A 26,356-nucleotide genomic window follows, 5' to 3' on the forward strand; every position below is an offset into this window, starting at 1 on the left:
GCGTCGACGCCTCGTGCTCGCGCTCCCCAGGATCGCCCGGGACGTGCGTTCCCGCGCGGGGAGCGGCGCCACCCGCCGCCGGCGCCGGTCACAGCGCGGTCAGCACGTCGAGCGCTGCCTGCACACCGTCCTCCCGCCGCATCGCCCGGCCGACTGCGGCGGCCCGCTCGCGGCGGGTCAGGGCGTCGGCGATCGCAGGCGCCAGGACGGCGGCGGTGAGGCGGCGCACCGGGATCGGTGCCGCGGCGACGCCTCGACGGTGCAGCTGCGCTCCCCAGAACGGCTGGTCGGCGGTGACGGGCACGACCACGGCGGGGACGCCCGCCCGGGCGACGGTGTGCGCCGTGCCGGCCCCGCCGTGGTGGACGGCCAGCGCGGCCCCCGGGATGACGGCGTCGAACGGAGCCGCCGGCACCGTCAGCACGTCGGGGCCACGGCAGTCGTCGGGCAGCACCAGCCCGCCCCAGCCGGTGAGGAGCAGCACGCGCAGGCCGTGGGCTCGCGCGCACGTCACGATCGTCCGAGCGCGAGCCTGCGCGCCGCCGGCCGCCATCGAGCCGAAGGACGCGACGAGGTACGGGCCGCCACGCACGAACTCCGCCACCACCGCGTCGACGGGCGTGCTCGGCGCAGGGTCGTGCCACGAGCCGGTGAGGTGCACGCGCGCCGGCCAGTCGCGCGGTCTCGGCAGCAGCTCCGGGCTCACGGCCATGAGCGTCGCCCGCGACGCCGTGCGTCCGCCGGGACGCCGACCACCCGGCAGGTGCGTCGCGGCCCGGGCGACGTCGGCGTCGAACAGGCGCGCGGCGGCGCGCGGGACGGCGTACGTGGCACGGTTGTGGCGCCCGAGATCGCGCGTGGCGGTCGGCCCTCCCGCCGCCGGGAACTCGGCGGACGGCGTCGCGACGGGCGCGAGCTCCACGAGCACCCGCGGGACGCCGAGCGCGTGCGCCGCCATCGGCGCGCTGAGGATCAGCGGGTGGTGCACCACGACGTCCGGGGCGAACGACACGGTCTCGCGCACCGCGGCCGCGAGCATCCGGCGCATCCCCGGACGCACCTCCCGGCCGAGGTGCCGCCCGATCGCCCAGGGCGTGCGGCCCGGCGCCTCGAGCACCCGGCGGAAGTCCACGTCGAGGCCGACGGCGTCCACCCCGGTCGGCACGTCGACGTCCTCGGGCAGCCCCAGCCGCACCTCGTGCCCCTGAGCGGCGGCATGGCGGGCCAGCGCGAGGAACGGCTCGATGTCGCCGCGGGACCCGGCCGTCAGCAGCATCATCCGCACCGGCCCAGTCTGCTGCCCCGGACGGTCCACGGCTCGCCCGGCTCCACCGTCGACCACGCGGCCGAGGTCGGCCTGTCCAGTCGGCTGGCGGGGCACGGCGGGCCCGGTTACGTTCAGGCCCCCCGTCCGACGATCCGCCGGACGCGGCTGGGGTGTCATCGATCTGGAGGAGCGGTCCGCATGTGCGAGCCCGGCACGAGCCCGCGCTCGTCGTACGGCGGGCACTCCCGTCGCTGATCCGGCCGTGCCGCCGACGCTGACCTCGCGCGTCGGGATCTCCGCGGTCCTGGGGCGGCTCGTACACATCTCCCGTCCCGTCCTGTGGATCAACACCATCGGCACCGGGGTCGTGGGGATGTGGCTCACCGGCACCCTCCTGGACGTGCGTGCGCTCCCCGTGATCCTGTGGCTCACGCTGCCGTTCAACCTGCTGATCTACGGCGTCAACGACATCTACGACCAGGAGACGGACGCGGCGAACCCGCGCAAGGGCTCGATCGAGGGCGCGAGGATCGTGCCCTCGGAGGCGCGGCTCATCGCCTGGGCGGTCGCGGTCACCAACCTCCCGTTCCTCGTCTGGTTCGCGCTGGCGCTGCCACCGGCCGCGATCGCGGCGATGCTGCTGTACGCGGGGGTGTTCGTCTTCTACTCCGCGCCGCCGCTGCGGTTCAAGGCCCGGCCCTTCCTCGACGCGCTGAGCAACGCCGCCTATGCGCTGCCGCTCGTCATCGTGCCGCTCGCGCTCGGTGTCGCGCCGGTGTGGCCCGTGGCCGCCGGGCTCATGGCGTGGAGTGTCGCGAAGCACCCCTTCGACGCGGTGCAGGACATCGTCGAGGACCGCGCGGCCGGCATCGCGACGACGGCGGTGCGGCTCGGGCCGGCGGGCGTGGCCGCGTGGAGCGGCGCCTGGTGGGTGCTGTCGTCCGTGCTGTTCGCGCTGGTCAGCCTGCCCGTGGCGGCGGTGAACCTCGTGATCGCCGGCATCCTCGTCGCGCGGCTGCTGCGTGACCCGACGCCCGCGACGGGGCACCGCCTCTACCGGCTGTCGGTCGCGTTCCCGTACGTCGCGGGGTCGTTCACCGGCGTGCTGCTCACCGTCGGCATCTACCTCGGACGCTTCCCGTGACGGCCCGCCGCGGCGGCCGCGACGCCCGCACGGTCGTTCAGCGCGTCGTGGTCGTCGGCGGTGGGCTCGGCGGGCTGGCGGCCGCCGCGCTGCTCGCCGGGGCCGGGCACCGGGTCACGCTGCTCGAGGCGTCGAGCGAGCTGGGTGGCAAGAGCCGCCGGCTGGTGCTGGGCGGCGAGCGGATCGACACCGGGCCGTCTCTGGTGACGTTCCCCGCGGTCTGGGAGGAGCTGCTGCGCCGGCTCGACGGCCCGCGCTCGGACCCCGGCGTCGGCGGCCTCGACCTGGTGCGGATGCCCGAGGTCGGCCGCTACTACCACCGGGGCGAGGAGACGGCCCTCCCCGTCGCGCCGGACCACCCCTGGTACCCGGCATGGCGCCGCTTCTGCGACCTGCACGCGCCGCTCGCGGACGACGTGTCCGCACTGCTGCTCGCGGACCCGCTCGAGCTCGCGACGCTCCCGGCGCTGCGCCGGCTGCTCGCCGTGTACGGGTCGCGGTTGACGACACGCGCCTACCTCGACGGCCTCGCCTGGCTGCCCGACGGGCTGCGCGACATCCTGGCCATCCACACCCTCAACGCGGGCGTCGCGCCGTCGCGCACCCCCGCCCTGTACGCGAGCATGCCGGCGATCATGGCCGAGTCCGGCGTCTGGGCGCCGCGGGGCGGGGTCCACGAGATCGTGCTGGCGCTCGCCCGGCTGGCCGAGGCGGCCGGCGTGGAGGTGCGACGCGGGGAGCCCGTGACCCGCATCGAGCGCGGGAGGGTCACCACAGCCGTCGCGGTGCACCCGGCCGACGTCGTCGTGAGCGCGCTGGACGGCGGCCGCCTCACGCCCCTGCTCGCCCCGTCGCGTGCGCGAGTGCGTCCTCGGACGCTGTCGTGCTCGGCCGTCGCCGTGTACGGCGTGCTGCGCGAGGACCTGCCCGACCGGGTCGCGGCGCACAGCGTCGTGCTGCCCACGAGGCCCGACGCCCTGTACCGCAGCCTCGAGGCCGGCGACGAGCCGGCCGACACGATGGCGTTCGTCAACCTGGGCCGCCCGGGCGCGGTGCACCCGAACGGGCGCTCCACCGTCGGGCTCCTGCTCACCGCTCCCGCGGACGGCGGGAGCTACACCCTGGACCACCCGTTCGTGCGCCGCGAGGTCGGGCGGATCTCGGCCGTCCTCGGGCTCGGCTCCCCGCTCACCGACCAGCTCGACGAGCACGTCGTGCTCGACCCGCGGCACTACGGCTCCTTCGGCGAGCCGCACGGCGCGCTGTACGGCACCGCGCGCCCGCCGTGGCTGAGCGGGCCGCTGCACCGGCCGTCCTACTCCGACCCCTGGCGGCCCTGGCTGTGGCGCGTCGGCGCGTCCGTCCACCCGGGCGGTGGCATCCCGGCCGTGCTCGCCGGCGCGATGATCGCGGTGCGCCGGCTGCTGAGGGCAGCGCCGGCGTGAGCGGCTCGGCTCACCGTCGGCGGAGCCGGCGGCGCTGCGCGTCCGCGTACAGCCGCGCCCGGCGGTTCCCCCCGCGGCGCTCGATCGCGTCGAGCAGCGCGGTCAGCGAGCGCTCGACCGTCGCCACGTCCGGGGCCCAGCCGCGCCGCTCGCACTCCTCGAGCCACTCGACCGCCGACCGGTGCCCCCGCTCGGCGTTGCACCGCCGGCACGCCGCGACCTCGTTCTCGAGCCACGACGGCCCGCCCTTGGCGCGCGGCACGAGGTGCTCGCGGGTCGGCGTGACGAGCCTTGCGAACGGCCGCCCGCACCACACGCAGCGCCCGCCGTCGCGGTCGAGCGCGAGCTGCAGGCGCTCGGCGGCGCCGGGCTGGTGGCCGCCGCCGACGCTCATGGGCCGACGCTACGTCGCGCCGGGGGCGGGCGCAGCGGGCCGGTCCGCCGACGGACCAGGAGCCGGTACCGCGTTGAGCAGGCGGCCCGAGGGGCGCCGGGTCAGCGGACCGTCCCCGCCACCCGTCGGGCCGGCGTCGGACCACCCCGGGACGACGACGGACCGCCCGGTCCGGCACGCAGCTCGCGTGCCGGACCGGGCGGCCCTGGGTCGTGCTCGTGCGCTCCTGCCGGCCGGACCGGCGGGAGCGCACGGCGTCACTCGCGCGGCTTGCCGAACCCGGTGGCCGCGAGGCCTGCGGCGGCGGCACGCAGCGACGGGGCCGAGGAGTCCAGCCGCCAGTCGTTCGTCGTGCGCCCCTCGCCCTCGCCACCGGACGTCACGGCGAGGCTGAACCAGCCGAAGCCGTTGATGTCGGCGTTCTCGGGCCTCGCGAGACCCTCGAAGAGGCTGTTGATCCACTGAACCTTGTTGCCACCCTCCTCGGTCGCCCCGATCTCCGCGAGGAAGATCGGCTTGGTCGAGGTCGCCTCGCGCAGCAGCGGGAGCGTCTGGCCGTAGGTGTTGTCGAACGTCGGCTCCGGGTCGCCCGGGCGGTAGTAGCCCGACATGCCGATCCAGTCGACGTACTCGTCACCGGGGTAGAAGTTCGCCGGGTCCGGCTGGCTCGGGATCTTGTTGACGCGGTTCGGGGCCCAGAGCCACGCGACGTACTCGTTGGCGCCCTCCTGCGTGAAGATGTCGTGCACGTGCCGCCACATCTGCACGTACTCGCCCTTCTTGTTCCCGTTGATCGACTTGCCGTCCCACCCGCGCACCTCGGACCACGGGTACCAGGTGCCGTTCATCTCGTGGTTGAAGCGCAGGACGAGCGGCAGGCCGGTCGCGGCGATGTCACGGGCGTACTTGCGCAGGTACTCGTCGTGCTTGCCGGTGATGATCGAGCCGAGCGAGTACTCGGGCGCCTCCGCGGAGATCGCGCCGACCTGGCTCTGGCTCTCCCACGTGAGCAGCGGGATCTGGCCGCGGCTCCACGCCTCCTGGACGGCGTCCGGACGGAAGTCGGTGTCCCACGACTGGAAGTAGCCGCTGACGTCGGCGTTGCGGGCGACGCCGGCCTGCACGCCGTTGAACTCGCCGTAGTCGAACGGGCTCTGCGTCGTGTAGAGGCCGAAGAGCTGGCTCGCGGCGACGATGTCCGCCTTCGTCATCGACGCGGTGACCGGCGGCGCCTCGTGGCCCTTGGGGTTCTGCACCTTGTAGGTGAGCTCGCCCAGCTGCTTCTTGAGGTCGGCGATCTGCGCGGTCGTGACCTTGGTGGCGGCGTTCTGGCGCTCGCGCGTGGCCTTGAGCGTCCCGTTGACCAGGTTCGCGGCGTCCTTCTGCTTCGCGGCCTCGGCCTCGGCGCGGCCGAGCTCCTGCTGCGTCTGCACGAGCTTCGCCTCGAGCTCGGTGATCTGCGTCTTCAGGTCCTCCGCGCGGGCGAGCTGGACCTTGTCGCCGACCTGGGGCCGCGGCGCGGTGAGCTTCGCCTCCATCTCCTCGAGCTGAGCGCTGAGGTCACGCGAGCGCGCCTGCTCGGTCTGGAGGGCGACCTCGGTCGCGCTCGGCCCGTTCCACACGTACTGACCCTGCGGCGACAGGAGCGCGATGGCGCCGACCGCAAGAAGTGAGACGGTGATCACAGAAGCGAGCACGCGGTGCCGGCGCGTGAACTTGAACGGATAGTCGGAAAACATCTGCGGGTGCCTCCACGGCGATGGTCTTCACGGCGCGCCGGGGAATGCGGTCCCGGACTGCGTGCGGGTCGTGAGCACGGGTGCTCGTCGGGCGTGAGCGCAGACGCACGGGTGTGCGGCCGTCGCGTTCGACATGACGGAGGGCCCCGGAGGAGCCCCGGTCGTGCCGGAGCGCGACGTCCGTGTCGCGGTGCGTGTGTCCTGCTCCAGCACGGCGACAAGCCGTGCTGACCTGCGACGATGGGTGAGAGACAGCGTCGCCGCGGGTCACCGGGCCCTGGGGGGAAGATCCCCTGCCGGGTCGCCCTGCCGTATCCATCGGCGGCGACCGCGCCAGACGGCCCAACCTCGGCGCCGTACCGGCGCGCCGAACTCGGTTCCCCCCGGAAGCCCTGTGCGGTAGGTCCTCATGGTGCACAGGAATCACTCGAAAGAGCAACCACCCTGCACGGAACACGGTCGTATATCCGAATTGCCCGGGTGCACGCGAGTCATTGCCCGGGAGCACGCCGGTCCGGTACGTCCGAATTCTGGGTCTGGCTTAACACGGACAGGTGACTTACGCTCGGTGAGTCCACGAAAAGGCAAACCTGCTGCGAGGCAGGGACGCAAAGCCATGGGGCCCCCGAGGTCCGCCAGGCTGCCGAACGACAGGGGATCCCCGTGCAACGCCGCCTCCCTGCGCAGACCCACGTGCCTGCGCCCACCAGCTCCGCTCCCGCTCCCCGGCCCACGGCTGCGCCGTCGCCGGTGGACGCCCACCCGGCCGGTCCGCACCGCCGGCGCCCCGTCGGCGCCCGCGGCCCCGCCCGCGCCCTCCTGGCCGCCGCTGCGCTCGCCGGCCTGCTGACGGCCGTGGTCGTGCCGCCGTCGACCGCCGCCACGCGCCTCGTCGTCGAGCCGACGCCGGCGCCCACGGCGTCGCCCACCGTCGCACCCACGCCGACGCCGACCCCGACGCCCACCGTCAGCCCCACCCCGAGCCCCACGGTCGACCCGACGATCGCGCCGACCGCCGAGCCCACCCCCGACGCGACGCCCCCGCCCGCTCCGGGCGCCGCGAACGACTGGGCCGAGGCCGCCCTGACCCCCGACGACGGCCTGCTGTTCGGCGCGTCGGTGGCGCGGGGCACCCACACGAGCGTCGACGCCGCCGTCTCCGCGTTCGAGGCCTCGGTCGGGCGCAAGCTCGACGTGCACCGCTGGTACAGCCTGTGGGACGAGCTTCCGTCGACGCCGCTCACCACGACCGTGCAGCGCGGCCGCACACCGCTGCTCTCGGTGTCCTCGAAGAAGATCGACGGCACCAAGATCTCCTGGTCCGCCGTCGCGAGCGGTGCGCACGACGCGCAGATCGTCCAGCACGCCGCGGCCGTCAAGGCCCTGCGGGTGCCGATGTACGTCTCGTTCCAGCACGAGCCCGACTACTCCCCCGGCTTCGGTGACGCCACGGCCTACCGCGCCGCGTTCCGGCACTACGTCGAGGTGTTCCGTGCACAGGGCGTGACCAACGCCGTGTGGACGTGGATCGTCACGCCGACCCCGTTCGCGCCGTACGCGACGGTCACGGCCGACGCGCTGTACCCCGGCGACGACGTCGTCGACCAGATCGCGCTCGACGCCTACAACTGGTTCGGGTGCGCCGCGAACGGCCAGACGGCGTGGTCGTCGATGTCCCGCACGGCGTCGGCGTTCCGGGCCTTCGGGCAGGCGCACGGCAAGGAGCTGATCATCGCCGAGTGGGGCTCGGTCGAGGACCCCGCGGTGCCGGGCCGCAAGGCCGCGTGGCTGCGCGAGTCGATGGCGACGCTCGCGTCGTGGCCCGAGGTCACGGCGGTCCTGTACTTCCACCACCACGGCAGCTGCTCGTGGTTCGTCGACTCGACGCCGAGCTCGCTCGAGGCGTTCGCGGACATCGCCGACGCGCCCACGGCGCACACCCGCCCGTCGGCGTTCCTGCAGGCGTCGACGACGCACGGGACGGCCCCGCTCGCGGTGACGTTCGACGCGTCGCGCTCGTCGGGCACGGGCGGCGGCGCCGGCGAGAACGTCGCGAGCTGGTCGCTGACCTACGGCGACGGGACCACCGACGGCGGCACCGGCGCACCGCCGGCGGCGCTCGCGCACGTGTTCACGCCGGGCGACCACACCGCGCGGCTCACCGTGACCGACACCGCGGGCGTCACGAGCACGGACTCGGTCGCGATCACGGCCGCGAAGCTCCCGACCGGGACGCTCGACCAGAAGGACGTCACGGACACGTCCGCGACGCTCTACGCGTGGGTCGACCTGCACGGGTACGCGGGCACCGTGCGCTTCGACTGGGGTCGCACGACCGAGTACCTCGGCGGCAGCTCGACCGTCGCCGTGCCGGCCGTCGCGTACGTCAAGACCGTGAGCCAGCCGGTCGTCGGGATCCCCGTCGGGTCGGCGTACCACTGGCGTGCGACGATCACCTCGCCCGCGGGCACGACGGTGCTGACCCGCTCGTTCGAGACCGCGGGTCCCCCGACGTCCTCGAACCAGTTCACGGCCGGCTCGACGTCCACGTCGACGACGTTCAAGGCGCAGGTGCACCCGCACCGGCTCACCACCACGGCGTGGATCGAGTGGGGCCCGACGACGGCGCTCGGCACGTCCTCGCCGGTCACGACGGTGCCGGGGCTGACCTACGAGAAGACGGTCGCGAGCAACCTCGTCACCGGCCTCGTCCCCCGCACGACCTACTACTACCGGGTCGTCGCGAAGAACGCGCTGGGCACGCTGTACGGACCGGTGCGCTCGTTCACGACGCCGCGCTGAGCGGGCGGGGTCGCGCCACGGCGGCCGGCCGGTCATGCCGGCCTCACCGGTAGGGCCGGTCGCGCCGGCCCCTCCGGCAGGGCTCGTCTCGCCGGTCGGCCCCGCACCCCGGCCGCGCGTCACGGCCGACGCCGGGCAGCCCCCTTCCCGGGGCGGCCCGGCGCCGAGTCCTCAGCGCGTGCGCAGCCGGCTCGCGGGCACGATCTCCGACGGCTGCGACGGGCTCGACCAGCGCAGCTGGATCGTCGCGTCGAGCCGGTCGTCGAAGAACTCGAGCCGGATCGGCACGGCCCTCCCCGCGGTCAGCGCGATCGTGCCGGTGTCGATGCGCGGGGCGTGCCGGTTCCATTGGTCGATGATCAGCCGGCCGTCGACCCACAGCCGCACGCCGTCGTCGCTCGTCGTCGCGAACGTGTACGTCTGCGTGTAGCGCGGCACGACCGACCCGGTCCACCGCACCGAGAACGTGTCCGCGCCGATGCCGGCGACCGGCGCGGCGGCGAGCCAGCGGAAGTCGACGCCCGGGTCGACGCGCGTGACCGTGGCGCCCGTGAGGTCGGCGTTGTCGAAGTACGTCCCGAGCAGCCCGGTCTGCTCCGTCGTGGCCCGGAGCGTCGCCGTCAGGGTCGCCGCCGTCGCGGGCGTGGTCCACACGCGGTCGGCCGCGGTCGAGCCGTCCGACCAGCGGTCGAGCACGTACGGCACGCCCTGCGCGTCGGTCTGCGCGGGCACCCCGAGCCGCAGGTCGAAGCCCGCCCACGACGTCAGGGTCGTCGGGCCCGTCACGGTCTGGCCGTTGACAGTGAGCGTCCGCCCGGCCGGCGACGTCGCGAGCGTCACGGCGACCTTCCGCGGCTGCAGGTCGCGCGTGACGGTCGTCGTCACGCCCTGCGAGTCCGTCGCGGTCAGGCTGACCCGCAGGTAGCTCGTGGCGGCCGCCGCGAGGTCCTCCGGCCCGGGGGCGACGAACGTGAGCTCGTTGCCCGGCGCGGGCGCGAGGAACGGGTGCGTGTGCTGGTCGTGCACCCGCACCACCGACCAGCTCAGGCGCGTCCCGGGCAGCGAGCCGTCCTGGGCGTCGGTCGCCGAGCCGCTGAGCCGCACGGTGCTGCCGACCGCGAACGTCGCGCCCGCCGCTGGGGAGGTCATCGTCACCGTGGGTGCGGTGTTGCCGGAGCTGATCCGCACCGTCACGGGCGTGGACGTCGCCCCCGCGGCGTCCCGGACCCGCAGCGTCGCCGTCCACGTGCCCGCCGCGTACGTGTGCTGGACCGTCGGGCTCGTCGTCGTCGCGTCGGGCGTGCCGTCGCCGAACGCCCACAGGTATGTGAGCGCGCCGCCGTCGGGGTCGCTGCTGCGCGAGCCGTCGAGCGTCGTCACGAGGGGCGCCGCGCCGGTCGCCGGGGACGCCGAGACGACCGCCGTCGGCACCCGGTTCGCGGTGCCGGTGTACGCGATCCGGCGGATCTCGCCGCCGTTCGCATACGTCGTGTAGTACAGCGCCTGGCTGCCGGCGTGCGGCCCGAACTCGAGGTGCACCGCGCCGCCGAGCCCCGTCGCGAGGTCCGTGCGTGTCCCGCCGACGAGCATCATGATCTTGCCGCACACGTAGTCGGCGAACAGGTACGCCGAGTCGTACGCGGCCGGCCACGCACCGTTCGGCACGAACGCCCCGCCGGTGATCGAGCCGCAGCCCGTCGGACGCCCGTAGTCGTGGATCGGGTTCGTCATCCCCGCGGGGAGCGGCCCGCCGCAGTTCGTCGTCGAGCCCGTCTGCGCGCAGTGCCCCTCGCGCACCGGCCACCCGTAGTCGGCCCCCGCGGTCCCGAGGTCGATCTCCTCCCACGCGTTCTGGCCGACGTCGTTGACGTGGAAGACGGTCCCCGCCGCGTCGGGGTCGAACGCGAAGCGGAACGGGTTGCGCAGGCCCCACGCGAACGTCTCCTGGCAGATGCTCCCCGCGGGCGCCGGGCCGAGGCGGCAGCTCGCGGTCCCCGCCCCCAGGAACGGGTTGCCGGGCGCGGGGGCGCCGGTCGTGCGGTCGACGCGCACGATCTTGCCGAGCAGCACGTTGCGGTCCCGCGACGCGTCGTTGTTGCCGCCGCAGCCGCTGTCGCCCTTGTAGTCGCACCCGCCGTCGCCGACCGAGACGTACAGGAAGCCGTCCTTGCCGACGTGCACGTCGCCGGCGTTGTGGTTGCCCGCCGGCGAGTAGATGCCGTCGAGCAGGATCCGCTCGCTCGCGGGGTCCACCGTGTTGTCGTCCCGGAGCACGAAGCGCGAGACCCGGTTCACCGGCGCCCCGGCCGGGTTCGCACCCTGGCTCGACGGGCACGTCGAGCTCGTGCGGGCCGTGTAGTACAGGTAGATCGCGCGCGTCGCCGGGTCCGGGTCGACCGCGACGCCGAGCAGCCCGCGCTCGCTGTTCGTGCAGATGCGGCCCGCCAGGTCGAGCGCCGGGGTCGTGAGCAGCTGGCCCGCCGCGGTGCGCACCCGCAGCCGCCCGGCCTGCTGCGTCACGAGCATCCGCCCGTCCGCGGTGAAGGCGATCGCCGTCGGGTTGTCGACGTCCGCGACGAGCGCGTCCGTGAACCCTGCGGGCACCGTGGCCGCGCTCGCCGGTGGCCCCGCCAGGGCCGTCAGCCCCGCCGCAACCAGTGCTCCCACCACGACCGGCACGACGCGCCGCATGCGGTTCATCGAGGCCCCCTCGTCTTCGTCGACGCCCTCCGAGGCTCCGAGCATGCACGCACGGGGCACCCGCAGCAACGCCTGGACGGGACGGGATCGGCAGCGGACCGTTTCAGCGGCGCGGGCGGCTCCCCCTACTTCGCCTCGGCGTAGCTCTCGACGACCGCGACCTGCAGCGCGAAGTCGACCGGGGTGTCCCCGAACAGCAGCCGGCCCGCCTCGGCCGCGGAGTCCCGCACCGCGGCGGCGACCTCGTCGGCCACGTCGGCCGGGCTGTGCACCATCACCTCGTCGTGCAGGAAGAACACGAGGTGCGGGCGCCCCTCGACCGCGCGCAGCCGCCGGCGCAGCGCGGCCATCCAGCACAGCGCCCACTCGGCGGCCGTGCCCTGGACCACGAAGTTGCGCGTGAACCTCCCCCAGTCGCGCCCGCGACGGCGCGCCACCCGCACGTCCTCGGCGTCGGCGCCCTCGGCCGCGGCGGCCTGGAGCTCCGCCTGGCGCGCGGCGTCCGGTCGCGGCGACGAGCGCCCGAGCCACGTCGAGACGACCTCGCCGCGCTCGCCCGCCCGCGCCGCCGCCTCGACGAGCCCGACGGCCCGCGGGTACGCGCGCGTGAGCTGCGGCATCACGACCGCGCTGGCCCCGGTCGTCGCGCCGTAGATCGCGCCGAGCATCGCGTACTTCGCCTGCTCCCGGGTCTCCACGATGCCCGCGTCGACGATGCCGCGGTAGAGGTCCGACTGGCGCCCGGCCGCCGCCATCGCCGCGTCGCCCGACATCGCCGCGAGCACGCGGGGCTCGAGCTGGGCCGCGTCGGCGACCACGAGCCGCCAACCGGGGTCGGCGCGCACCGCTCCCCGGATCACCGCGGGGAGCTGCAGCGCGCCCCCGCCGCTCGTCGCCCAGCGCCCGGTCACGACGCCGCCGGGCACGTAGTCGGGGCGGAACCGGCCGTCGTGCACCCAGGCGTCCATCCACGCCCAGCCGTTCGCGCTGAGGAGCCGCGCGAGCTTCTTGTACTCGAGCAGCGGCGCCGTGACCGGGTGGTCGAGGGCGCGGATCTCGTACGTGCGGGTCGACGTCACGTCGAGCCCCGCGGAGCGCAGCCCGCGCAGCAGGTCCGGCTGCGAGTCGAGGTTGAGCGACGGCTGCCCGAGCAACCCGCGCACCTCGGCGGCGAGCGCCTCGACCCGGGCCGGCCGTCCGCCGCCGGACGGTCGCTCCCCGAGCAGCCGGGTGAGCAGCGCGTCGTGCTCGCGGACGTCCCACGGCATGCCGTCGTGGCGCATCTCGGCGGCGATGAGCGCCCCCGTCGACTCGGCGGCGAGGAGCAGCCGCAGCCGGCCGGGCTCGTCGGCGCCCGCGACGGCCGCGAGCTGGCGGCGCAGCTCGTCGAGCACGTCGAGCGGCTCGTCGTCGTGCGCCCGGGGGTCGTCGAACAGGCTCACCTCGACGGCCCGCGGGGCCCGCGGGCTCGCCTGCGGGAGGCCGTCCCACGGTCCGGGCGGCGCGAGCGCGAGGGCCGAGCCGGCGCTCAGCACGCTGCCGCGCAGGATCGCGTGGCAGAGCCGCAGGTCGTGGCAGCGCTCGACCCGGACCCCCGCGTCGAGCAGCGGCGGGTAGCGGCGTGACGTGTCGTCCCACACCCAGCGCGGCGGCTGCGCGGCACGCTCGCGCTCCGCGACGGCGGCGGGGACGTCGGCTGCGGCGACCGGGACCGTTGCGCCAGGTTCGCCGTCGTCCGTGACCTCGTGCAGCACGAGCGCTCCCCGGCGCACCGGGTCGTCGGTCAGCAGGACGAAGGGCACGGTCCATCATCGCGGCCGGCGCCCACACCGCGGTGCGGCCGCTCCTCCCGCCCGGTCACCCGACCCGCCGACGGCTGTTCGCACCCCGGACCGCCCGGCGTCACGCGGTCTCCACCCGCGTCGGCCACGCTCGCCGACCATGCGCCCCCACCTCGTGGCCCTCACCGCCGCCGCCCTCGTCCTCACCTCCGCGACCGCGGCGTCCGCCGAGCGGGGCGCACCCGGCCCGACGACGCCGTCGACCGACGTCCCGCGCGTCGTCACCGCGACGACCGAGACCCCCGCGCTGTTCGACGACGAGGCCGGCGGCGAGGCAGACGCCGACGACCCGGCGATCTGGGTCGACCCGCGCGACGCGGCGGCGAGCCTCGTGATCGGCACCGCCAAGACCGGGGGCCTGCGCGTCTACGACCTCGCGGGCCGCGAGCTCCAGTCGGTCGCCGCCCCGCCCGCGCCCGGGCCGGACGCCGCGCCCGGGCGGTTCAACAACGTCGACGTCGTGCTCGGCATGAAGCTCGACGGCCGGAAGGTCGACGTCGCGGTCGTCACCGACCGGGGCCGCGACCGCCTGCGGTTCTACGCGATCGACCCCACGGCCGTCGCCGCCGGCCGGGCGCCCCTGCGCGACGTCACCGCGGCCGACGTGCCGCTGCTGTTCTCCGCCGACGAGGCCGCGGTCGACGAGCAGGCGACCGGTTACGGCCTCGCGACGTACTCCGACGACGGCCGCCACTACGCCGTCGTGAGCCGGCGCAGCACGAGCGACCTCGGCCTGGTCCAGCTCCACTCCGCGCGGGGGCGGCTGAGCTACGCGGTCGAGGACACGCTCACGCTGCCGTCGACGTTCACGCTGCCCGACGAGACGTCGTGGAGCCCGTGCGTCGAGCCCGGCGAGGGCCCGCAGGTCGAGGGCATGGTGGTCGACACGGCCGCCCGCGTCCTGTACGCCGCGCAGGAGGACGTCGGGCTCTGGGCGCTGCGGCTCGACGTGGACCGCGAGGAGTTCCGCACCGGCCCGCGCGACCAGCGGCTGGTCGAGACCGTCGCTGAGTACGGGGTGCCGGCGACCTTCGACCCCGCGACGGAGGAGTGCGTCGTCGGCGACGAGGACCCCGGCTTCGGGGGCCGCATCCGCGCCGACGTCGAAGGGCTGACGATCTACCCGACGGGCCGGCGCGACGGGTACCTGCTCGTGTCGAGCCAGGGCGACAACCGGTTCTACGCCTACGACCGCCGCACGACCGAGCCGGTCGGCAGCTTCGTCGTCGGGGACGGCCCGACGGTCGACGGCGCCGAGCACTCGGACGGCGCCGCTGCGGTGAACGCGTCCCTGCCCGGCTACCCGCAGGGCCTGCTCGTGGTGCACGACGGCGAGAACGGTCCCGCCGAGCTCGACGCCGACGGCGAGGCGCGGCCGAACGCGAACTTCAAGTACGTCGACTGGCGCGCGCTCGGGCTCCCGGGCCGCTGACCCGGCCGACGACCGGCCGACGACGGGCGCACCTCCGGCGAGGTGCGCCCGTCGTCATGCTCGCCCGACCAGCACCGGCCCCGGTGCGGCCGCCGCCGCGGTCACCGACCCGCCGTCGCGAGCGGCCGCCGCGACCCGTACGTCCGCACGGCGTCCCGGAAGAACGCCGCGGCGTCCTCCCGCGCGGCCGCGACCGCAGCGGGCTCGCGCCGCACCGACATCCAGTCCTCGTGCCGCAGCTCGCGCTCGACGAGCGTGCGGATCGGCCCCGGGACCGCCCCGACGCCCAGCTCGCGCGTCGTCGCCTTGAGCGCCACGAGGTCCTCGACCGCGCGCACGACGGGTGACGCGAGCCGCACCTGCGCGACGAGGTCCTGCAGGCGCATCGGCGGTACGGCGGACGCCGGGTGCTCGCGCAGCCACAGCACCGCGAGCGCGGGCCGCAGCGCGTAGAACAGCTTCTTGAGCGGGATGCGCCCGTCGTCGGTCAGGAACCGCGCCCACTGCGTCTGCCCGAGGTGCGCGTAGTGCGTCGCGACGCGCGCCCGGTCCGCGACCCGGTCGCACAGCGCCAGCAGGTCCGTCCGGAACGCCTCGTCGCCGCGGTAGACGAGCGGGGACCCCGCCCACTCGGGCACGGTCGCGTTCCCGCGCACGAGCAGCTGGACGGCCTTGCGCAGGTCCCACCCGTTGACGTCGAGCACGCCGTCGGGCGCGGACTCCAGCACGTCGCGGACGTCCCACGGGCTCAGGTAGTCCTCGTCGCTGCGGACGTAGACGAACCGGCAGTCGTAGTCGCTGTCGGGCGACGGGAAGCCCCACGCGCGGCTCCCGCTCTCGACCGCGAGCGGGATCGCCACACCGTGCCGCGCGACCATGGCGTCGAGCAGCGCGTCGACGCGCACGACGGCGTCGGGGGCGAAGGTGTCGGGGAGCTGGCGCACGCGGCGACGGTAGCGGCGCCGGCGGTTCGCGGCCGCAGCATTTTTGCGGGGTGCCGGGCGCCGCGACGCACGCAGCCGCCCCCGCCGGTGACGGCGGGAGCGGCTGCGGGTACGACGGGCAGCGGGTGCTGCGGGGGGTGCTGACGAGGTCAGCGGGCGACCATCGCCGCCCAGGTCAGGCGCCCGACGATGCCGTCGGCGACCAGGCCGTGCGCCTTCTGCCACGCGCGGACCGCGGCCTGCGTGCGGGGACCGAAGCGCCCGTCCGGGTTCGCGCCGACGATCCGCTGGATCACGGAGACGGAGGAGCCGACCGCACCGCGCGAGATGCCACGGGCGATCTGCGCCGCCGGGATCGACGTCGCAGCCGCCGGGGCGGAACCCGTCCCGCCGTTGGCGACGTCGACGATCGCGGCCCACGTGAGCGGGCCGACGATGCCGTCGGGCACGAGGCCGTGGGCACGCTGGAACGCGATCACCGCGGCGCGGGTCGCGGCACCGAAGCGGCCGTCCGCCTCGACGCCGACGACGCGCTGGATGATCGCGACCGACTCGCCGACCGCACCGCGACGCAGGCCGGCGCGGACGACGGAGGCCGGGATGGCGTCCGGGGACAGGACCGGTGCGGCGGGGGCGGCGGCCGGCGGGGCGGCAGGGGCGGCCGGGGCGCCGGTCGCGACGACGTCCCAGGCGTAGTCCAGGGCACTCCAGCCGGCACCGCGCTCGACGACGACGCGGATCGTGTGGCGACCCACCGACAGGCCGGTGACCTCGAACGTGCTGCCCTCGACCATGACAGGCGACGCCGACTGGGCCTCGGGGTGCAGGTCGACGACGTACCCGAGCACGAACTCGCCCGGGTCGACCGCGACGGAGAACCGCGCGGTCGTCGAGGTGGTCGACGCGGCCGGCGTCTCGAGCCACGAGATGACGGGGTCCACGGCGTCGGCGACGACGACCGTGAGCGTGCCGATGCCGGAACGCTCGTCCTGGCCGTTCGCGCCGGGCGTCAGCGCGGAGGCCTGGAACTCGACGGTGTGCGTGCCGCCCTGCCAGGGCGACATCGTCAGGACGTGCGTGGTCTCGTCGTAGTCGGCCTCGAGCTCGAGGGGCCAGCCCCACGCGTCGATGGACTCGATCGCGCCGGTGCCCGGGAGCACGTGGTCGTCGAGGTCGACCTCGACGGTCTCGCCGGCGGTCAGCTCGACGGTCGCGTCGACGGCGGTCGGTGCGACGACCTCGACGTCCGCGGGCGCCTCCTCGACGGGGACCTCGTCCACGGGCGCCTCGACGACGGGCTCCTCCGTGGGGGCGTCCACGACGGGCTCGTCCACCGGGGCGTCCACGACGGGCTCGTCCACCGGGGCGTCCACGACGGGTGCCTCGTCCGCGGGAGCCTGGTCCGTGGGGGCCTCCTCGCTCGGCACCTCCGCGACGGGGCTGTCCGTGACGGGCGTCTCCTCGGCCGGCGCGTCGGGAGCCGCGGGCGCCTCGACGCCTGACTCGACCGGACCGTCGACGGGCGCAGCGACGGCCGCGCCGACGCTCCCTGCGGTCAGGACGGTCGCGACGACGCCCGCAGCGACGAGTCGCCGGGCTCGGGGAGCAGACAAGCGTGCAGACATACGAGCGCCTTCCGATACGGACCGCCCCGAGCGGGACGGCCTCCGCCTCCCTATCGGTCACCACCACCACGGCAATCGCCTTCGGCCGCGGCAGAACCTGGACGGACGTCCGACACCGCTGCGGTGGAGCGTCGACCGGCCGGTGCCTAGCCTCGGGAGGATGACGAAGCCGATCCGCCGCACCGCCCACGTCGCGCTCGACCACACGCTCGGCGCGACCCTCCTCACCGCCCCGCACCTGCTCGGGCTCAGCACCCGTGCCCGGGTCTTCTTCGGCGCGTTCGGCGCCGTCACCGTCGCGGTCAACGCCGTCACCGACAGCCCGATCGCGGTGCGCCGGCTGCTGTCGTTCCGCACGCACCGCGCGATCGACCTCGCCGCCGACCCGCTGTACCTCGCGCTGCCGCTGCTGACCGGCATCGCGAAGGAGCCGCGGGCGCGGGCGCTCTGGCTCGGCTCCGCGGCGCTGCTCGCGGCGGCGGTCGCGCTGACGGACTGGGACGCACCGGCCGACAGCTGACCGCACCCGCCGCACCGCCGCCGCCGGATCGCCGCCGCCGGACCGCAGCACCGACGCGCGCCGCTACGCTCGCCGGATGATCGGACGCGTCGACGAGGTCGTCATCGACTGTGCGGACCCCGGGCCGCTCGCACGGTTCTGGGCCGAGGTGCTCGGCGGAGAGCACCGGGTGCGCGACGAGGACTGGCACACCCTGCGCTCCCCCGGCTCGCCGGACCTCGCGTTCCAGCGGGTCCCCGAGGGCAAGACGGTCAAGAACCGCCTGCACCTCGACGTGCTGGTCGACGACATCGAGGCGGCGACCGCCCAGGCCGAGGCGCTCGGCGCCACGCGCCAGGGCGACGTGCACCACGACGTCGCCGGGTCCTTCCAGGTGCTGCTGGACCCCGAGGGCAACGAGTGGTGCGTGGTCCGCTCGGCGACCTGACGCCGGGGCGGTGCCGCCGCTCAGGAGCCCGGGCGCAGGTCCCGGAAGAACGCCCGGACGTCGTCGACCAGCAGGTCCGGCGCCTCCATCGCCGCGAAGTGCCCGCCGCGGTCCAGCTCCGTCCACCGCACGACGTGGTTCTGCTGCTCGGCGATCGGGCGCAGCGTGAGGTCGCCCGGGAACAGCGCGACCGCGGTCGGCACCCCGGAGCTCGTCAGCTCGGCGCCCCAGCTCTCCGACTCGCGGTACAGCCGCGCGGACGAGCCGATCGTCCCGGTGAACCAGTACACGCTCACGTCGGTGAGTAGCGCGTCGCGGTCGACGGCGTCGTCGGGCCGCTCGATGCCGGGGTTGGTGTAGGTCGCGAACACGTCGACGAGCCACGCGAGCAGGCCCGCGGGCGAGTCCGTCAGCGCCGGCGCGAGGGTCTGCGGCCGGGTGCTCTGGATCGCGGCGTACCCGCCGTGGGCCTCCCACCCGCCGAGCCCCGCGAGCCGCGCCTGGTCGCCCTCGGACCAGCCGCTGCTGTCGACGTCCCACCCGGGCAGCGTCATGAGCGCGTTCACGTGCACGCCGACGACGTGCTCGGTGGCGATGCGTCCGACCTGCGGGCCGACGACCGACCCGACGTCGCCGCCCTGCGTGCCGTACCGGTCGTACCCGAGCCGGCGCATGAGCTCCGCGACCACCTCGGCGTACCGGTCCGTCGAGCCCTTCCCCGCGGCGGGCGTCGGCCCCGAGAACGCGAACCCGGGCAGCGACGGGATCACGAGGTGGAACGCGTCGGTGGGGTCGCCGCCGTGCGCGCGCGGGTCGCTGAGCGGCCCGATGACGTCGAGGAACTCGACGACCGAGCCGGGCCAGCCGTGCACGAGGACGAGCGGCAGCGCGTCGGGCTCGGGCGAGCGCACGTGCAGGAAGTGCACGGGCTGCCCGTCGACGTCCGTCACGTGCTGCGGGTACGCGTTGAGCCGGGCCTCCTGCTTGCGCCAGTCGTACCCGGTGCGCCAGTGCTCGGCGAGCTCGCGGACGTAGTCGGTCGGGACGCCGTACGTCCACCCGACGTCGGGCAGCTCGTGGGGCCAGCGGGTGCGCGCGAGGCGCTCGTGCAGGTCGTCCAGATCGGCCTGCGGCACGTCGATGCGGAACGGGCGGATGCTCTCGTCGGTCGTCATGGTTCGTGCTAGGGAGAGCAGCGGCCAGGTCCTGACCTGTACCCGGGGGCTGCCCGGAGGGGCAGCGCGGGGCGCCGCGGTACGTGCGCGCGCCTGGCGGACGTCGATGTCCAGCGGACGTGGGCGCGGGCGTCGCCGTCGGGCGAGGGGGGCGCGCCGGCTTCTCCCCGACAGAGCACCGGCCCCGTGCGGCTCGGGGCTGCACGGGGCCGGCGATGCGCGCCCGGCCGAGGGGGGACCGGTCGGTGCGCGGGACCTGTTCTCCGCACGCTACCTCGCGCGGTGCCCGACGACGAGAGGCCGGACGGGCACCGTCGTCGCGCACGCTCACCGGCGGACGGGTGGACCGGCCGCGACCCGCGCCGCCATCTCCCGCGCAGGCCACGCGCCGCCGTCCCGATACCCGAACCGCCACGGGTGCACGGCCTCGACCCACCACGTCGCACCCGCCGCGGCGTGCGCCCGGACCTCGTCGCCCGCCGCCGGGTCGCCAGGGTCGGTCTCGCCGGGCACCGCCACGTCGAACGGCGCGTCGACGACCCGGTGCCGGGCGACGAACGCGGTCACGTCCGCGGTGTCGGTCACGGTCCACCCCGCGTCGACCCGCATCGGCAGGACCCCGTCCCACCGGGCCGCGCGCCGGAACGGCCGCCCGCCCGGCCACGTGCCGCCGACCCACACCGGGACGCGCGGGCGCTGCACCGGCGGCGGGTGCGCCAGCCCGCCCCAGTCGTCGCCGGCGACCCGGTAGTGCGCGCCCTCGTGCCGCACGACCTCGCCCGTCCACAGCCGGGTCAGCAGCTCGAGGTGCTCGTCGAGCATGTCGCCGCGCACGACCGCGTCGGGCTCCTCGCCGCAGTGGTCCCACTCGAACGGCATCGCCCCGGTGCCCACTCCGAGCGTGAACCGGCCCGACGCCAGGTGGTCCAGGGTCGTGACCTCGCGCGCGACCTTGACGGGCCGGCGCCGCGGCAACGGGGTCACCGCCGTGCCGAGCCGGATGCGGCTCGTCCGGGTCGCCGCGACCGCGAGCGCGATCCACGGGTCCACGACGTCGACGGGCCCGGGCGGGAACGCGAACAGGTGGTCCCAGAGGAAGAACCCGTCCCACCCGGCGGCCTCGGCGCTCGCCGCGAGGTCGCCGACGGCGAGCGCGGACAGCCCGACGCCGAAGTTGGGGATGCTCACGGCACACTGCACGGCGCGCTCCGCTCATCGACGTGCGCCCTACCGTGGCACGCCGGTCCGACACGTGCGCCCGCGGTCGACGCTCAGCGGGACGCCGTGTACTCCGTGAGGATCTCCTCGATCACCGCACGGGTCAGCGCCGCCGCGGCGGCGTCGGTCTCGAGCTCGTCCGCGTACACGAGCAGCGCCTTCCACAGCGCCCACCCGCGCCCACGGGCCCAGGTGCCGGGGTCGACGCCGAGCCGCTCCCGGTACGCGTCGCGGCTCTCGCCGGTGAACAGCGTCCACGCGATCGCCAGGTCGCACGCGGGGTCCCCGACGCCGCACGTGCCGAAGCCGATGACGGCCGAGAGCGCCCCGTCGCGCACGAGCAGGTTGCCGACCGCGACGTCCCCGTGGAACCACACCGGCGGGCCGTCCCACGTCGCGCGCAGCGCCGTCTCCCACACCTGCGTCGCGAGGTCGCCCGGGACGCGGTCGCCCAGCACCTCGATCATCTGCCGGGTCTGCTCGTCGTACGTCAGGAGCGGGCCGCCGCGGAACCAGTTGTGCAGCCCGGGCGCCGGCCCACCCGCGGCGTCGGCCCCGCGCAGCGCGACCAGGAAGTTGGCCAGGTCCTCGGCGAACGCGGTGAGGTCGCCCACGGTGTCGAGGCCGGCGCGCTCCCCCTCGATCCACCCGTACACCGACCACGGGAAGCGGAACCCCTCGCCGGGCTCGCCCTTCGCCAGCGGCACGGGAATCGGCAGCGGGAGCTGCGGCGCGAGCACCGGGAGCCACCGGTGCTCCTTGTCGACGGCGCGCGCGTACTCCGCGGCGGTGGGCAGCCGCACGGTCATGCGGTCCCCGAGCCGGAAGGTCTGGTTGTCCCAGCCGCCGGTCTCGACGGGCCGCACGGGCAGGTCGGCCCACTGCGGGAGCTGCCGGGCGACGAGCCGCCGCACGACGTCCACGTCGACGAGCCGCCGGTCCGGCCCATGGACGGTCGCCGCGTCGTCCTGCCCGGGGGCGGCCGTCCCGTCGCCCTGCCCGGGGCCGAACGCATCGCCGTCCTGCCCGGGGACGCTCGCCCTGTCGTCGTCCTGCGCGGTGCTCGTCCGGGTGCGCACGCCGGCGCCGGTGTCGGGAGTCACCTGTCCAACGTCGCGCCCGCACGTCCCGGGCGACAACCGTTTATCCGCGCGTCAGAGGTCCGCGGGGTTCACCAGGAAGTCGGCGGCGTCCGCGATCTCCCCGCCGACGGCCGCGTGCAGCGCCCGCGCGACGGCCTGGACCTGCGGCATCGCCCGCCCGCGCGCGACGCGGTGCTCGAACGACGGCCGCTCGAGCTCGAGCTCCTCGATGTCGGTCGGCTCCCACCGCACGCGGTAGGCCACGGCGCCGGCCTTCGCCCACGGCAGCTCGCGCAGCAGGGGCGGCAGGACCTCCTCGCCGTGCACCTCGATCGCGAGCAGCCCGTCGACGCCGAGGTCGACGAGCGCGCCGTACCCGGTCTGCGGCGGGGGCTCGGCGAGCATCGCGCGGTCGTAGGCCTCGGCCTCGGCGTGCAGGCGGCGGCGCAGGTCCTCGTCCTCGATGCCGTGGCGCTCGAGCGCGTCGCGCAGCCCGGCACCACCCCGCTCGGGGACGCCGAGCGCCGCGAGCCCGGGGCGTGCGTGGCGCCCGGCGTCGGGCGCGGGCCCGGTCCACGGCACGCCGTCCATCGCGAGCCGCGCCCGGGGCAGGACCTGCTGGACGACGGCGAGGGTCTCGTCGGGCTCGAGCCACCCGCGCGTGTAGACGGTCAGGTCGATCGCGGCGTCGATGTCGGGCGTGAGCACCGTGCCGCGCTCCCCGGTGCGGACCGCGCCGCCGAGACGCCGGGCGACGGCCACGAGCCAGAGCAGCACGCGCTCCTCCTCGCGGACCGGCACCGCGTCCGGGAACGCGCGCTTGAGCCCCTCGCGGTCGCCGCCGGGGTACGGGCGCTCGCCGCGCTCGCGCGGGCACGCGGCGTCGTAGACCACGGCGGTCGCCGCGGGCAGCCCGAGGCTCAGCGCCTCGCCGGGCTGGACCGCGTAGGGGCCGGTGAGGGTCGAGAGCCGCGAGACGCGCAGCACGCCAGGTGTCGGCCCGGTCCCCCGCGCGCCGCGGGCCCCCGGAGCACGCTGCTGCAGGACGCCCGGCCGGGTCTCCCACCGCGCGGCCGGGAACCGGGACACCGCGAGGACCTCGACCTCGTCGGGCCCGATGCCCGCGGGCAGGGCGAGCAGGTGCCGGGTCCGCAGCCCGGGGTCGTCGAGCGGCAGGCGCGGGAGCGCCGGGTCCACGCCGGCCACGTCAGACGTCCGTGCGGTGGAAGCTCTGCCAGGACCGCGACGCCGTCGGGCCGCGCTGCCCCTGGTACCGGGAGCCGTAGCGCTCGGAACCGTACGGGAACTCCGACGCCGAGGACAGCCGGAAGAAGCACAGCTGACCGATCTTCATGCCGGGCCACAGCAGGATCGGCAGGGTCGCGACGTTCGAGAGCTCGAGCGTGACGTGCCCCGAGAACCCGGGGTCGATGAACCCGGCGGTCGAGTGCGTGAGCAGGCCGAGGCGGCCGAGCGAGGACTTGCCCTCGAGGCGGGCCGCGACGTCGTCGGGCAGCGTCACGGCCTCGTACGTCGAGCCGAGCACGAACTCGCCGGGGTGCAGCACGAACGGCTCGGACCCCTCGACCTCGACGAGGCGCGTGAGGTCCGGCTGGTCGGCCGCGGGGTCGATGAACGGGTACTTGTGGTTGTCGAAGAGCCGGAAGAACCGGTCGAGCCGCACGTCGATGCTCGACGGCTGGATCATCGCGGGCTCGTACGGGTCGAGCACGACCCGGCCCGACTCGAGCTCGGCGCGGATGTCACGATCGGAGAGCAGCACGGGGTCACGGTAACGGTCGCGCGAGGCCCCGTGCCGGGACCGACCACCGTCCGGCGGCCCCCCGCACCGGTGATCGCCCGGACGCGCGTCCAGCAGCCCGCGGGAGGCCACCGCGACGTCACCCGGGAACGCGCTCACCCGGCCGTTCCCCCGCGCAGGGGCTGCGGCTATGCTTCCTCCCGTGAGGTCGCATGGGAGCGCTCTCGCACCGACGTCCCACCGGTCCCGACCGACCACCGCGAAGCCGCGGCGAGCACCCGGGGACGGCGTGACACACCCAGCACCCGAGAGGCGCCTGCATGCGTTACGGCCACTTCGACGACGAGTCCCGTGAGTACGTCATCACGACCCCGCACACGCCCTACCCGTGGATCAACTACCTCGGGTCGGAGCAGTTCTTCTCGCTCCTGTCGCACCAGTCGGGCGGGTACTCGTTCTACCGCGACGCCAAGATGCGGCGCCTCACGCGCTACCGCTACAACAACATCCCCACGGACGCCGGCGGCCGCTACTTCTACGTCAACGACGGCGGCGACGTGTGGACCCCGTCGTGGATGCCGGTCAAGGCCGAGCTCGACCACTTCGAGGCCCGCCACGGCCTGGGCTACTCGACCATCACGGGTGAGCGCAACGGCCTGTCGGTCAAGACGCTGTTCTTCGTGCCCCTGGGCGAGAACGCCGAGGTCCAGAAGGTCACGCTGACCAACACCTCGGGCGCCGCCAAGACCGTCTCGCTGTTCTCGTTCGTCGAGTTCTGCCTGTGGAACGCCCAGGACGACCAGACGAACTACCAGCGCAACCTGTCGATCGGCGAGGTCGAGGTCGAGGCCGACGGCCCGACGGGCACCGCGATCTACCACAAGACCGAGTACCGCGAGCGCCGCGACCACTACGCCGTGTACGGCGTCAACGCGCGGGCCACGGGCTTCGACACCGACCGCGACACCTTCGTCGGCGCCTACAACGGGCTCGGCGAGGCGGCCGTGCCGTTCGCCGGGAAGTCCGAGAACTCGGTGGCCTCGGGCTGGTACCCGATCGGCTCGCACTCGCTCGAGGTCACGCTCGAGCCGGGCGCCTCGACGTCCTACACGTTCGTGCTCGGGTACCTCGAGAACCCGCAGGACGAGAAGTGGGCCGACGACGACCTGCAGGTCGTCAACAAGACGGGCGCGCACGAGCTGCTCGCCCGGTTCGCGACCGAGGAGCAGACGGACGCCGCGTTCGAGGCGCTCCGCGCGCACTGGACGACGCTGCTGTCCGGCTACTCGGTGTCCAGCCCCGACGAGAAGCTCGACCGCATGGTCAACGTGTGGAACCAGTACCAGTGCATGGTCACGTTCAACATGTCGCGCTCGGCGTCGTACTTCGAGACCGGGATCGGCCGCGGGATGGGCTTCCGCGACTCCAACCAGGACCTCCTCGGGTTCGTGCACCTCATCCCCGAGCGCGCCCGCGAGCGCATCCTCGACATCGCCGCGACGCAGTTCCCCGACGGGTCGGCGTACCACCAGTACCAGCCGCTCACGAAGCGCGGGAACAACGACATCGGCTCGGGCTTCAACGACGACCCGCTGTGGCTCATCGCCGGCGTGGCCGCGTACATCAAGGAGTCGGGCGACTTCTCGATCCTCGACGAGCAGGTCCCGTTCGACAACGACGAGTCGCTCGCCGAGTCGCTGTTCGAGCACCTGACGCGCTCGTTCCGGTTCACGGTCGACAACCGCGGCCCGCACGGCCTGCCGCTCATCGGGCGCGCCGACTGGAACGACTGCCTCAACCTCAACTGCTTCTCTACCGAGCCGGGCGAGTCGTTCCAGACGACGGAGAACCAGGCCGGCGGCGTCGCGGAGTCCGTGTTCATCGCCGCCCAGTTCGTCCTCTACGGCGCCGAGTACGCCGAGCTCGCCGAGCGCCGCGGCCTGACCGACGTCGCCGCCGAGGCGCGTGCCGCGGTCGAGGAGATGCGGGCCGCGGTCCTGTCCCACGGCTGGGACGGCGAGTGGTTCCTGCGCGCGTACGACTTCTACGGCAACAAGATCGGCACGGACTCCAAGCCCGAGGGCAAGATCTGGATCGAGCCGCAGGGCTTCGCCGTCATGGCGGGCATCGGCGTCGAGGGCACGGACCCCACCACGCCCGAGGCCAAGGGCAGCCCGGCGATCAAGGCGCTCGACGCGGTCAACGAGCACCTCGCGACCGACCACGGCATGGTCCTGCAGCACCCCGCGTACACGAGCTACCAGATCGAGCTGGGCGAGGTCTCCACGTACCCGCCCGGGTACAAGGAGAACGGTGGCATCTTCTGCCACAACAACCCGTGGGTCATCATCGGCGAGACGGTCGTGGGTCGCGGCGCGCAGGCGTTCGACTACTACAAGCGGATCACGCCGGCGTACCGCGAGGACATCTCCGACGTGCACAAGCTCGAGCCGTACGTGTACGCGCAGATGATCGCGGGCAAGGAGGCCGTCCGCCACGGTGAGGCCAAGAACTCGTGGCTCACCGGCACCGCCGCGTGGAACTTCGTGGCGGTGAGCCAGTACCTGCTCGGGGTCCGCCCCGGCTACGACGGGCTCGTCGTCGACCCGCAGATCGGGCCCGACGTCCCGGAGTTCACCGTGACCCGCTCGGCGCGCGGCGCGACGTACGAGATCCACGTGACGAACTCCGGCACGCCCGGCGCCCGCGGCACGCTCGTCGTGGACGGCACGCCCGTCGAGGGCAACACCGTCCCCTACGCCCCGGCCGGGTCCACCGTCCGGGTCGAGGTCACCGTCTGACCCCCCGGGGTCGCTCGACGGTGCTTCTGGAGGACACT

General features: G+C 74.8%; 19 protein-coding genes and 1 riboswitch. Of the genes, 7 read left to right on the top strand and 12 right to left on the bottom strand.

Features of this window, described 5'->3' with window-relative positions; translation table 11 throughout:
- Positions 1-88: 88 nt before the first annotated feature.
- Complete coding sequence (locus CCE01nite_RS04110; protein ID WP_034633725.1) at positions 89-1,279, bottom strand: glycosyltransferase; 1,191 nt, start codon at positions 1,277-1,279, stop codon at positions 89-91.
- Between the two features lie 250 nt (positions 1,280-1,529).
- Here CCE01nite_RS04110 and CCE01nite_RS04115 point away from each other — a divergent pair, with 250 nt between their 5' ends.
- Together CCE01nite_RS04115 and CCE01nite_RS04120 are read left to right on the top strand one after the other, a co-directional pair.
- Positions 1,530-2,411: a UbiA family prenyltransferase gene (locus CCE01nite_RS04115; RefSeq protein WP_246056314.1), complete on the top strand. Its 882-nt coding sequence runs from the start codon at positions 1,530-1,532 to the stop codon at positions 2,409-2,411.
- Positions 2,408-3,856 (top strand): phytoene desaturase family protein, encoded by a 1,449-nt coding sequence (locus CCE01nite_RS04120; RefSeq protein ID WP_052104374.1) that lies wholly within the window; start codon positions 2,408-2,410, stop codon positions 3,854-3,856. The genes CCE01nite_RS04115 and CCE01nite_RS04120 overlap by 4 nt, the downstream gene beginning before the upstream one ends.
- A 10-nt stretch (positions 3,857-3,866) precedes the next feature.
- On the opposite strand, the gene CCE01nite_RS04125 is transcribed toward CCE01nite_RS04120, so the two are convergent.
- Together CCE01nite_RS04125 and CCE01nite_RS04130 are read right to left on the bottom strand one after the other, a co-directional pair.
- Complete coding sequence (locus CCE01nite_RS04125; protein WP_052104375.1) at positions 3,867-4,250, bottom strand: HNH endonuclease; 384 nt, start codon at positions 4,248-4,250, stop codon at positions 3,867-3,869.
- Positions 4,251-4,507: 257 nt separating this feature from the next.
- Positions 4,508-5,989, bottom strand: a complete 1,482-nt coding sequence (locus tag CCE01nite_RS04130; protein ID WP_141372004.1) for a glycoside hydrolase family 26 protein — start codon at positions 5,987-5,989, stop codon at positions 4,508-4,510.
- A 573-nt stretch (positions 5,990-6,562) separates the two neighbouring features.
- Positions 6,563-6,637: riboswitch (cyclic di-GMP riboswitch) on the top strand.
- A 102-nt stretch (positions 6,638-6,739) separates the two neighbouring features.
- On the opposite strand from CCE01nite_RS04130, the gene CCE01nite_RS04135 reads away from it, so the two are divergent.
- Positions 6,740-8,791 carry a PKD domain-containing protein gene (locus CCE01nite_RS04135; RefSeq protein ID WP_141372005.1) on the top strand — a complete coding sequence of 684 codons (2,052 nt, stop codon included), beginning with the start codon at positions 6,740-6,742 and terminating at the stop codon, positions 8,789-8,791.
- A 171-nt stretch (positions 8,792-8,962) separates the two neighbouring features.
- Here CCE01nite_RS04135 and CCE01nite_RS04140 read toward each other — a convergent pair whose 3' ends face one another.
- Together CCE01nite_RS04140 and CCE01nite_RS04145 are read right to left on the bottom strand one after the other, a co-directional pair.
- Positions 8,963-11,491, bottom strand: a complete 2,529-nt coding sequence (locus CCE01nite_RS04140) for a PQQ-dependent sugar dehydrogenase (RefSeq protein ID WP_034624732.1) — start codon at positions 11,489-11,491, stop codon at positions 8,963-8,965.
- A gap of 125 nt (positions 11,492-11,616) precedes the next feature.
- Positions 11,617-13,293 (bottom strand): bifunctional 3'-5' exonuclease/DNA polymerase, encoded by a 1,677-nt coding sequence (locus CCE01nite_RS04145; protein ID WP_034624720.1) that lies wholly within the window; start codon positions 13,291-13,293, stop codon positions 11,617-11,619.
- A 139-nt stretch (positions 13,294-13,432) separates the two neighbouring features.
- Here CCE01nite_RS04145 and CCE01nite_RS04150 point away from each other — a divergent pair, with 139 nt between their 5' ends.
- Positions 13,433-14,764, top strand: a complete 1,332-nt coding sequence (locus CCE01nite_RS04150; RefSeq protein ID WP_034624719.1) for a phytase — start codon at positions 13,433-13,435, stop codon at positions 14,762-14,764.
- A 101-nt stretch (positions 14,765-14,865) separates the two neighbouring features.
- Here CCE01nite_RS04150 and CCE01nite_RS04155 read toward each other — a convergent pair whose 3' ends face one another.
- Both CCE01nite_RS04155 and CCE01nite_RS04160 read right to left on the bottom strand, forming a co-directional pair.
- Entirely contained in the window at positions 14,866-15,708 is an 843-nt protein-coding gene (locus CCE01nite_RS04155; protein WP_246056315.1) for a nucleotidyltransferase domain-containing protein, read from the bottom strand.
- A gap of 149 nt (positions 15,709-15,857) precedes the next feature.
- Positions 15,858-17,321, bottom strand: a complete 1,464-nt coding sequence (locus CCE01nite_RS04160; RefSeq protein WP_052103385.1) for a peptidoglycan-binding domain-containing protein — start codon at positions 17,319-17,321, stop codon at positions 15,858-15,860.
- A gap of 172 nt (positions 17,322-17,493) precedes the next feature.
- Here CCE01nite_RS04160 and CCE01nite_RS04165 point away from each other — a divergent pair, with 172 nt between their 5' ends.
- Together CCE01nite_RS04165 and CCE01nite_RS04170 are read left to right on the top strand one after the other, a co-directional pair.
- A complete protein-coding gene (locus tag CCE01nite_RS04165) occupies positions 17,494-17,853 on the top strand; it encodes a hypothetical protein (RefSeq protein WP_034624716.1) in 360 nt (119 codons plus the stop codon).
- A gap of 76 nt (positions 17,854-17,929) precedes the next feature.
- Positions 17,930-18,280, top strand: a complete 351-nt coding sequence (locus tag CCE01nite_RS04170; RefSeq protein ID WP_034624715.1) for a VOC family protein — start codon at positions 17,930-17,932, stop codon at positions 18,278-18,280.
- A gap of 20 nt (positions 18,281-18,300) precedes the next feature.
- On the opposite strand, the gene CCE01nite_RS04175 is transcribed toward CCE01nite_RS04170, so the two are convergent.
- The 5 genes from CCE01nite_RS04175 to dcd all read right to left on the bottom strand — a co-directional run bounded on the left by CCE01nite_RS04175 (position 18,301) and on the right by dcd (position 23,538).
- Positions 18,301-19,455, bottom strand: a complete 1,155-nt coding sequence (locus CCE01nite_RS04175) for an epoxide hydrolase family protein (protein WP_034624714.1) — start codon at positions 19,453-19,455, stop codon at positions 18,301-18,303.
- Positions 19,456-19,782: 327 nt separating this feature from the next.
- Entirely contained in the window at positions 19,783-20,643 is an 861-nt protein-coding gene (locus CCE01nite_RS04180) for an LLM class flavin-dependent oxidoreductase (RefSeq protein WP_052103382.1), read from the bottom strand.
- 83 nt (positions 20,644-20,726) lie between these two features.
- The gene (locus tag CCE01nite_RS04185; protein WP_246056316.1) at positions 20,727-21,776 is read right to left on the bottom strand and encodes an aminoglycoside phosphotransferase family protein; all 1,050 of its coding nucleotides are present in this window, start codon (positions 21,774-21,776) and stop codon (positions 20,727-20,729) included.
- 51 nt (positions 21,777-21,827) lie between these two features.
- Entirely contained in the window at positions 21,828-22,961 is a 1,134-nt protein-coding gene (locus tag CCE01nite_RS04190; RefSeq protein ID WP_307722715.1) for a molybdopterin-binding protein, read from the bottom strand.
- Position 22,962: 1 nt separating this feature from the next.
- On the bottom strand, positions 22,963-23,538 hold the full coding sequence (gene dcd, locus CCE01nite_RS04195) for a dCTP deaminase (protein WP_034624712.1): 576 nt from the start codon (positions 23,536-23,538) through the stop codon (positions 22,963-22,965).
- Positions 23,539-23,837: 299 nt separating this feature from the next.
- Between dcd and CCE01nite_RS04200 the strand changes: the two genes are divergently transcribed.
- Complete coding sequence (locus tag CCE01nite_RS04200) at positions 23,838-26,318, top strand: glycoside hydrolase family 94 protein (RefSeq protein ID WP_034624711.1); 2,481 nt, start codon at positions 23,838-23,840, stop codon at positions 26,316-26,318.
- Positions 26,319-26,356 lie beyond the last annotated feature (38 nt).

This window comes from Cellulomonas cellasea (assembly GCF_006538745.1).
GTDB classification, from domain to species: domain Bacteria; phylum Actinomycetota; class Actinomycetes; order Actinomycetales; family Cellulomonadaceae; genus Cellulomonas_A; species Cellulomonas_A cellasea.

Bases quoted from the DNA above. Each gene is read 5' to 3' on its own strand.
- CCE01nite_RS04175 (WP_034624714.1), bottom strand. From the start codon at position 19,455: ATGACGACCGACGAGAGCATCCGCCCGTTCCGCATCGACGTGCCGCAG.
- CCE01nite_RS04130 (WP_141372004.1), bottom strand. From the start codon at position 5,989: ATGTTTTCCGACTATCCGTTCAAGTTCACGCGCCGGCACCGCGTGCTC.
- CCE01nite_RS04125 (WP_052104375.1), bottom strand. From the start codon at position 4,250: ATGAGCGTCGGCGGCGGCCACCAGCCCGGCGCCGCCGAGCGCCTGCAG.
- CCE01nite_RS04200 (WP_034624711.1), top strand. From the start codon at position 23,838: ATGCGTTACGGCCACTTCGACGACGAGTCCCGTGAGTACGTCATCACG.
- CCE01nite_RS04165 (WP_034624716.1), top strand. From the start codon at position 17,494: ATGACGAAGCCGATCCGCCGCACCGCCCACGTCGCGCTCGACCACACG.
- CCE01nite_RS04140 (WP_034624732.1), bottom strand. From the start codon at position 11,491: ATGAACCGCATGCGGCGCGTCGTGCCGGTCGTGGTGGGAGCACTGGTT.
- CCE01nite_RS04150 (WP_034624719.1), top strand. From the start codon at position 13,433: ATGCGCCCCCACCTCGTGGCCCTCACCGCCGCCGCCCTCGTCCTCACC.
- CCE01nite_RS04110 (WP_034633725.1), bottom strand. From the start codon at position 1,279: ATGATGCTGCTGACGGCCGGGTCCCGCGGCGACATCGAGCCGTTCCTC.
- CCE01nite_RS04170 (WP_034624715.1), top strand. From the start codon at position 17,930: ATGATCGGACGCGTCGACGAGGTCGTCATCGACTGTGCGGACCCCGGG.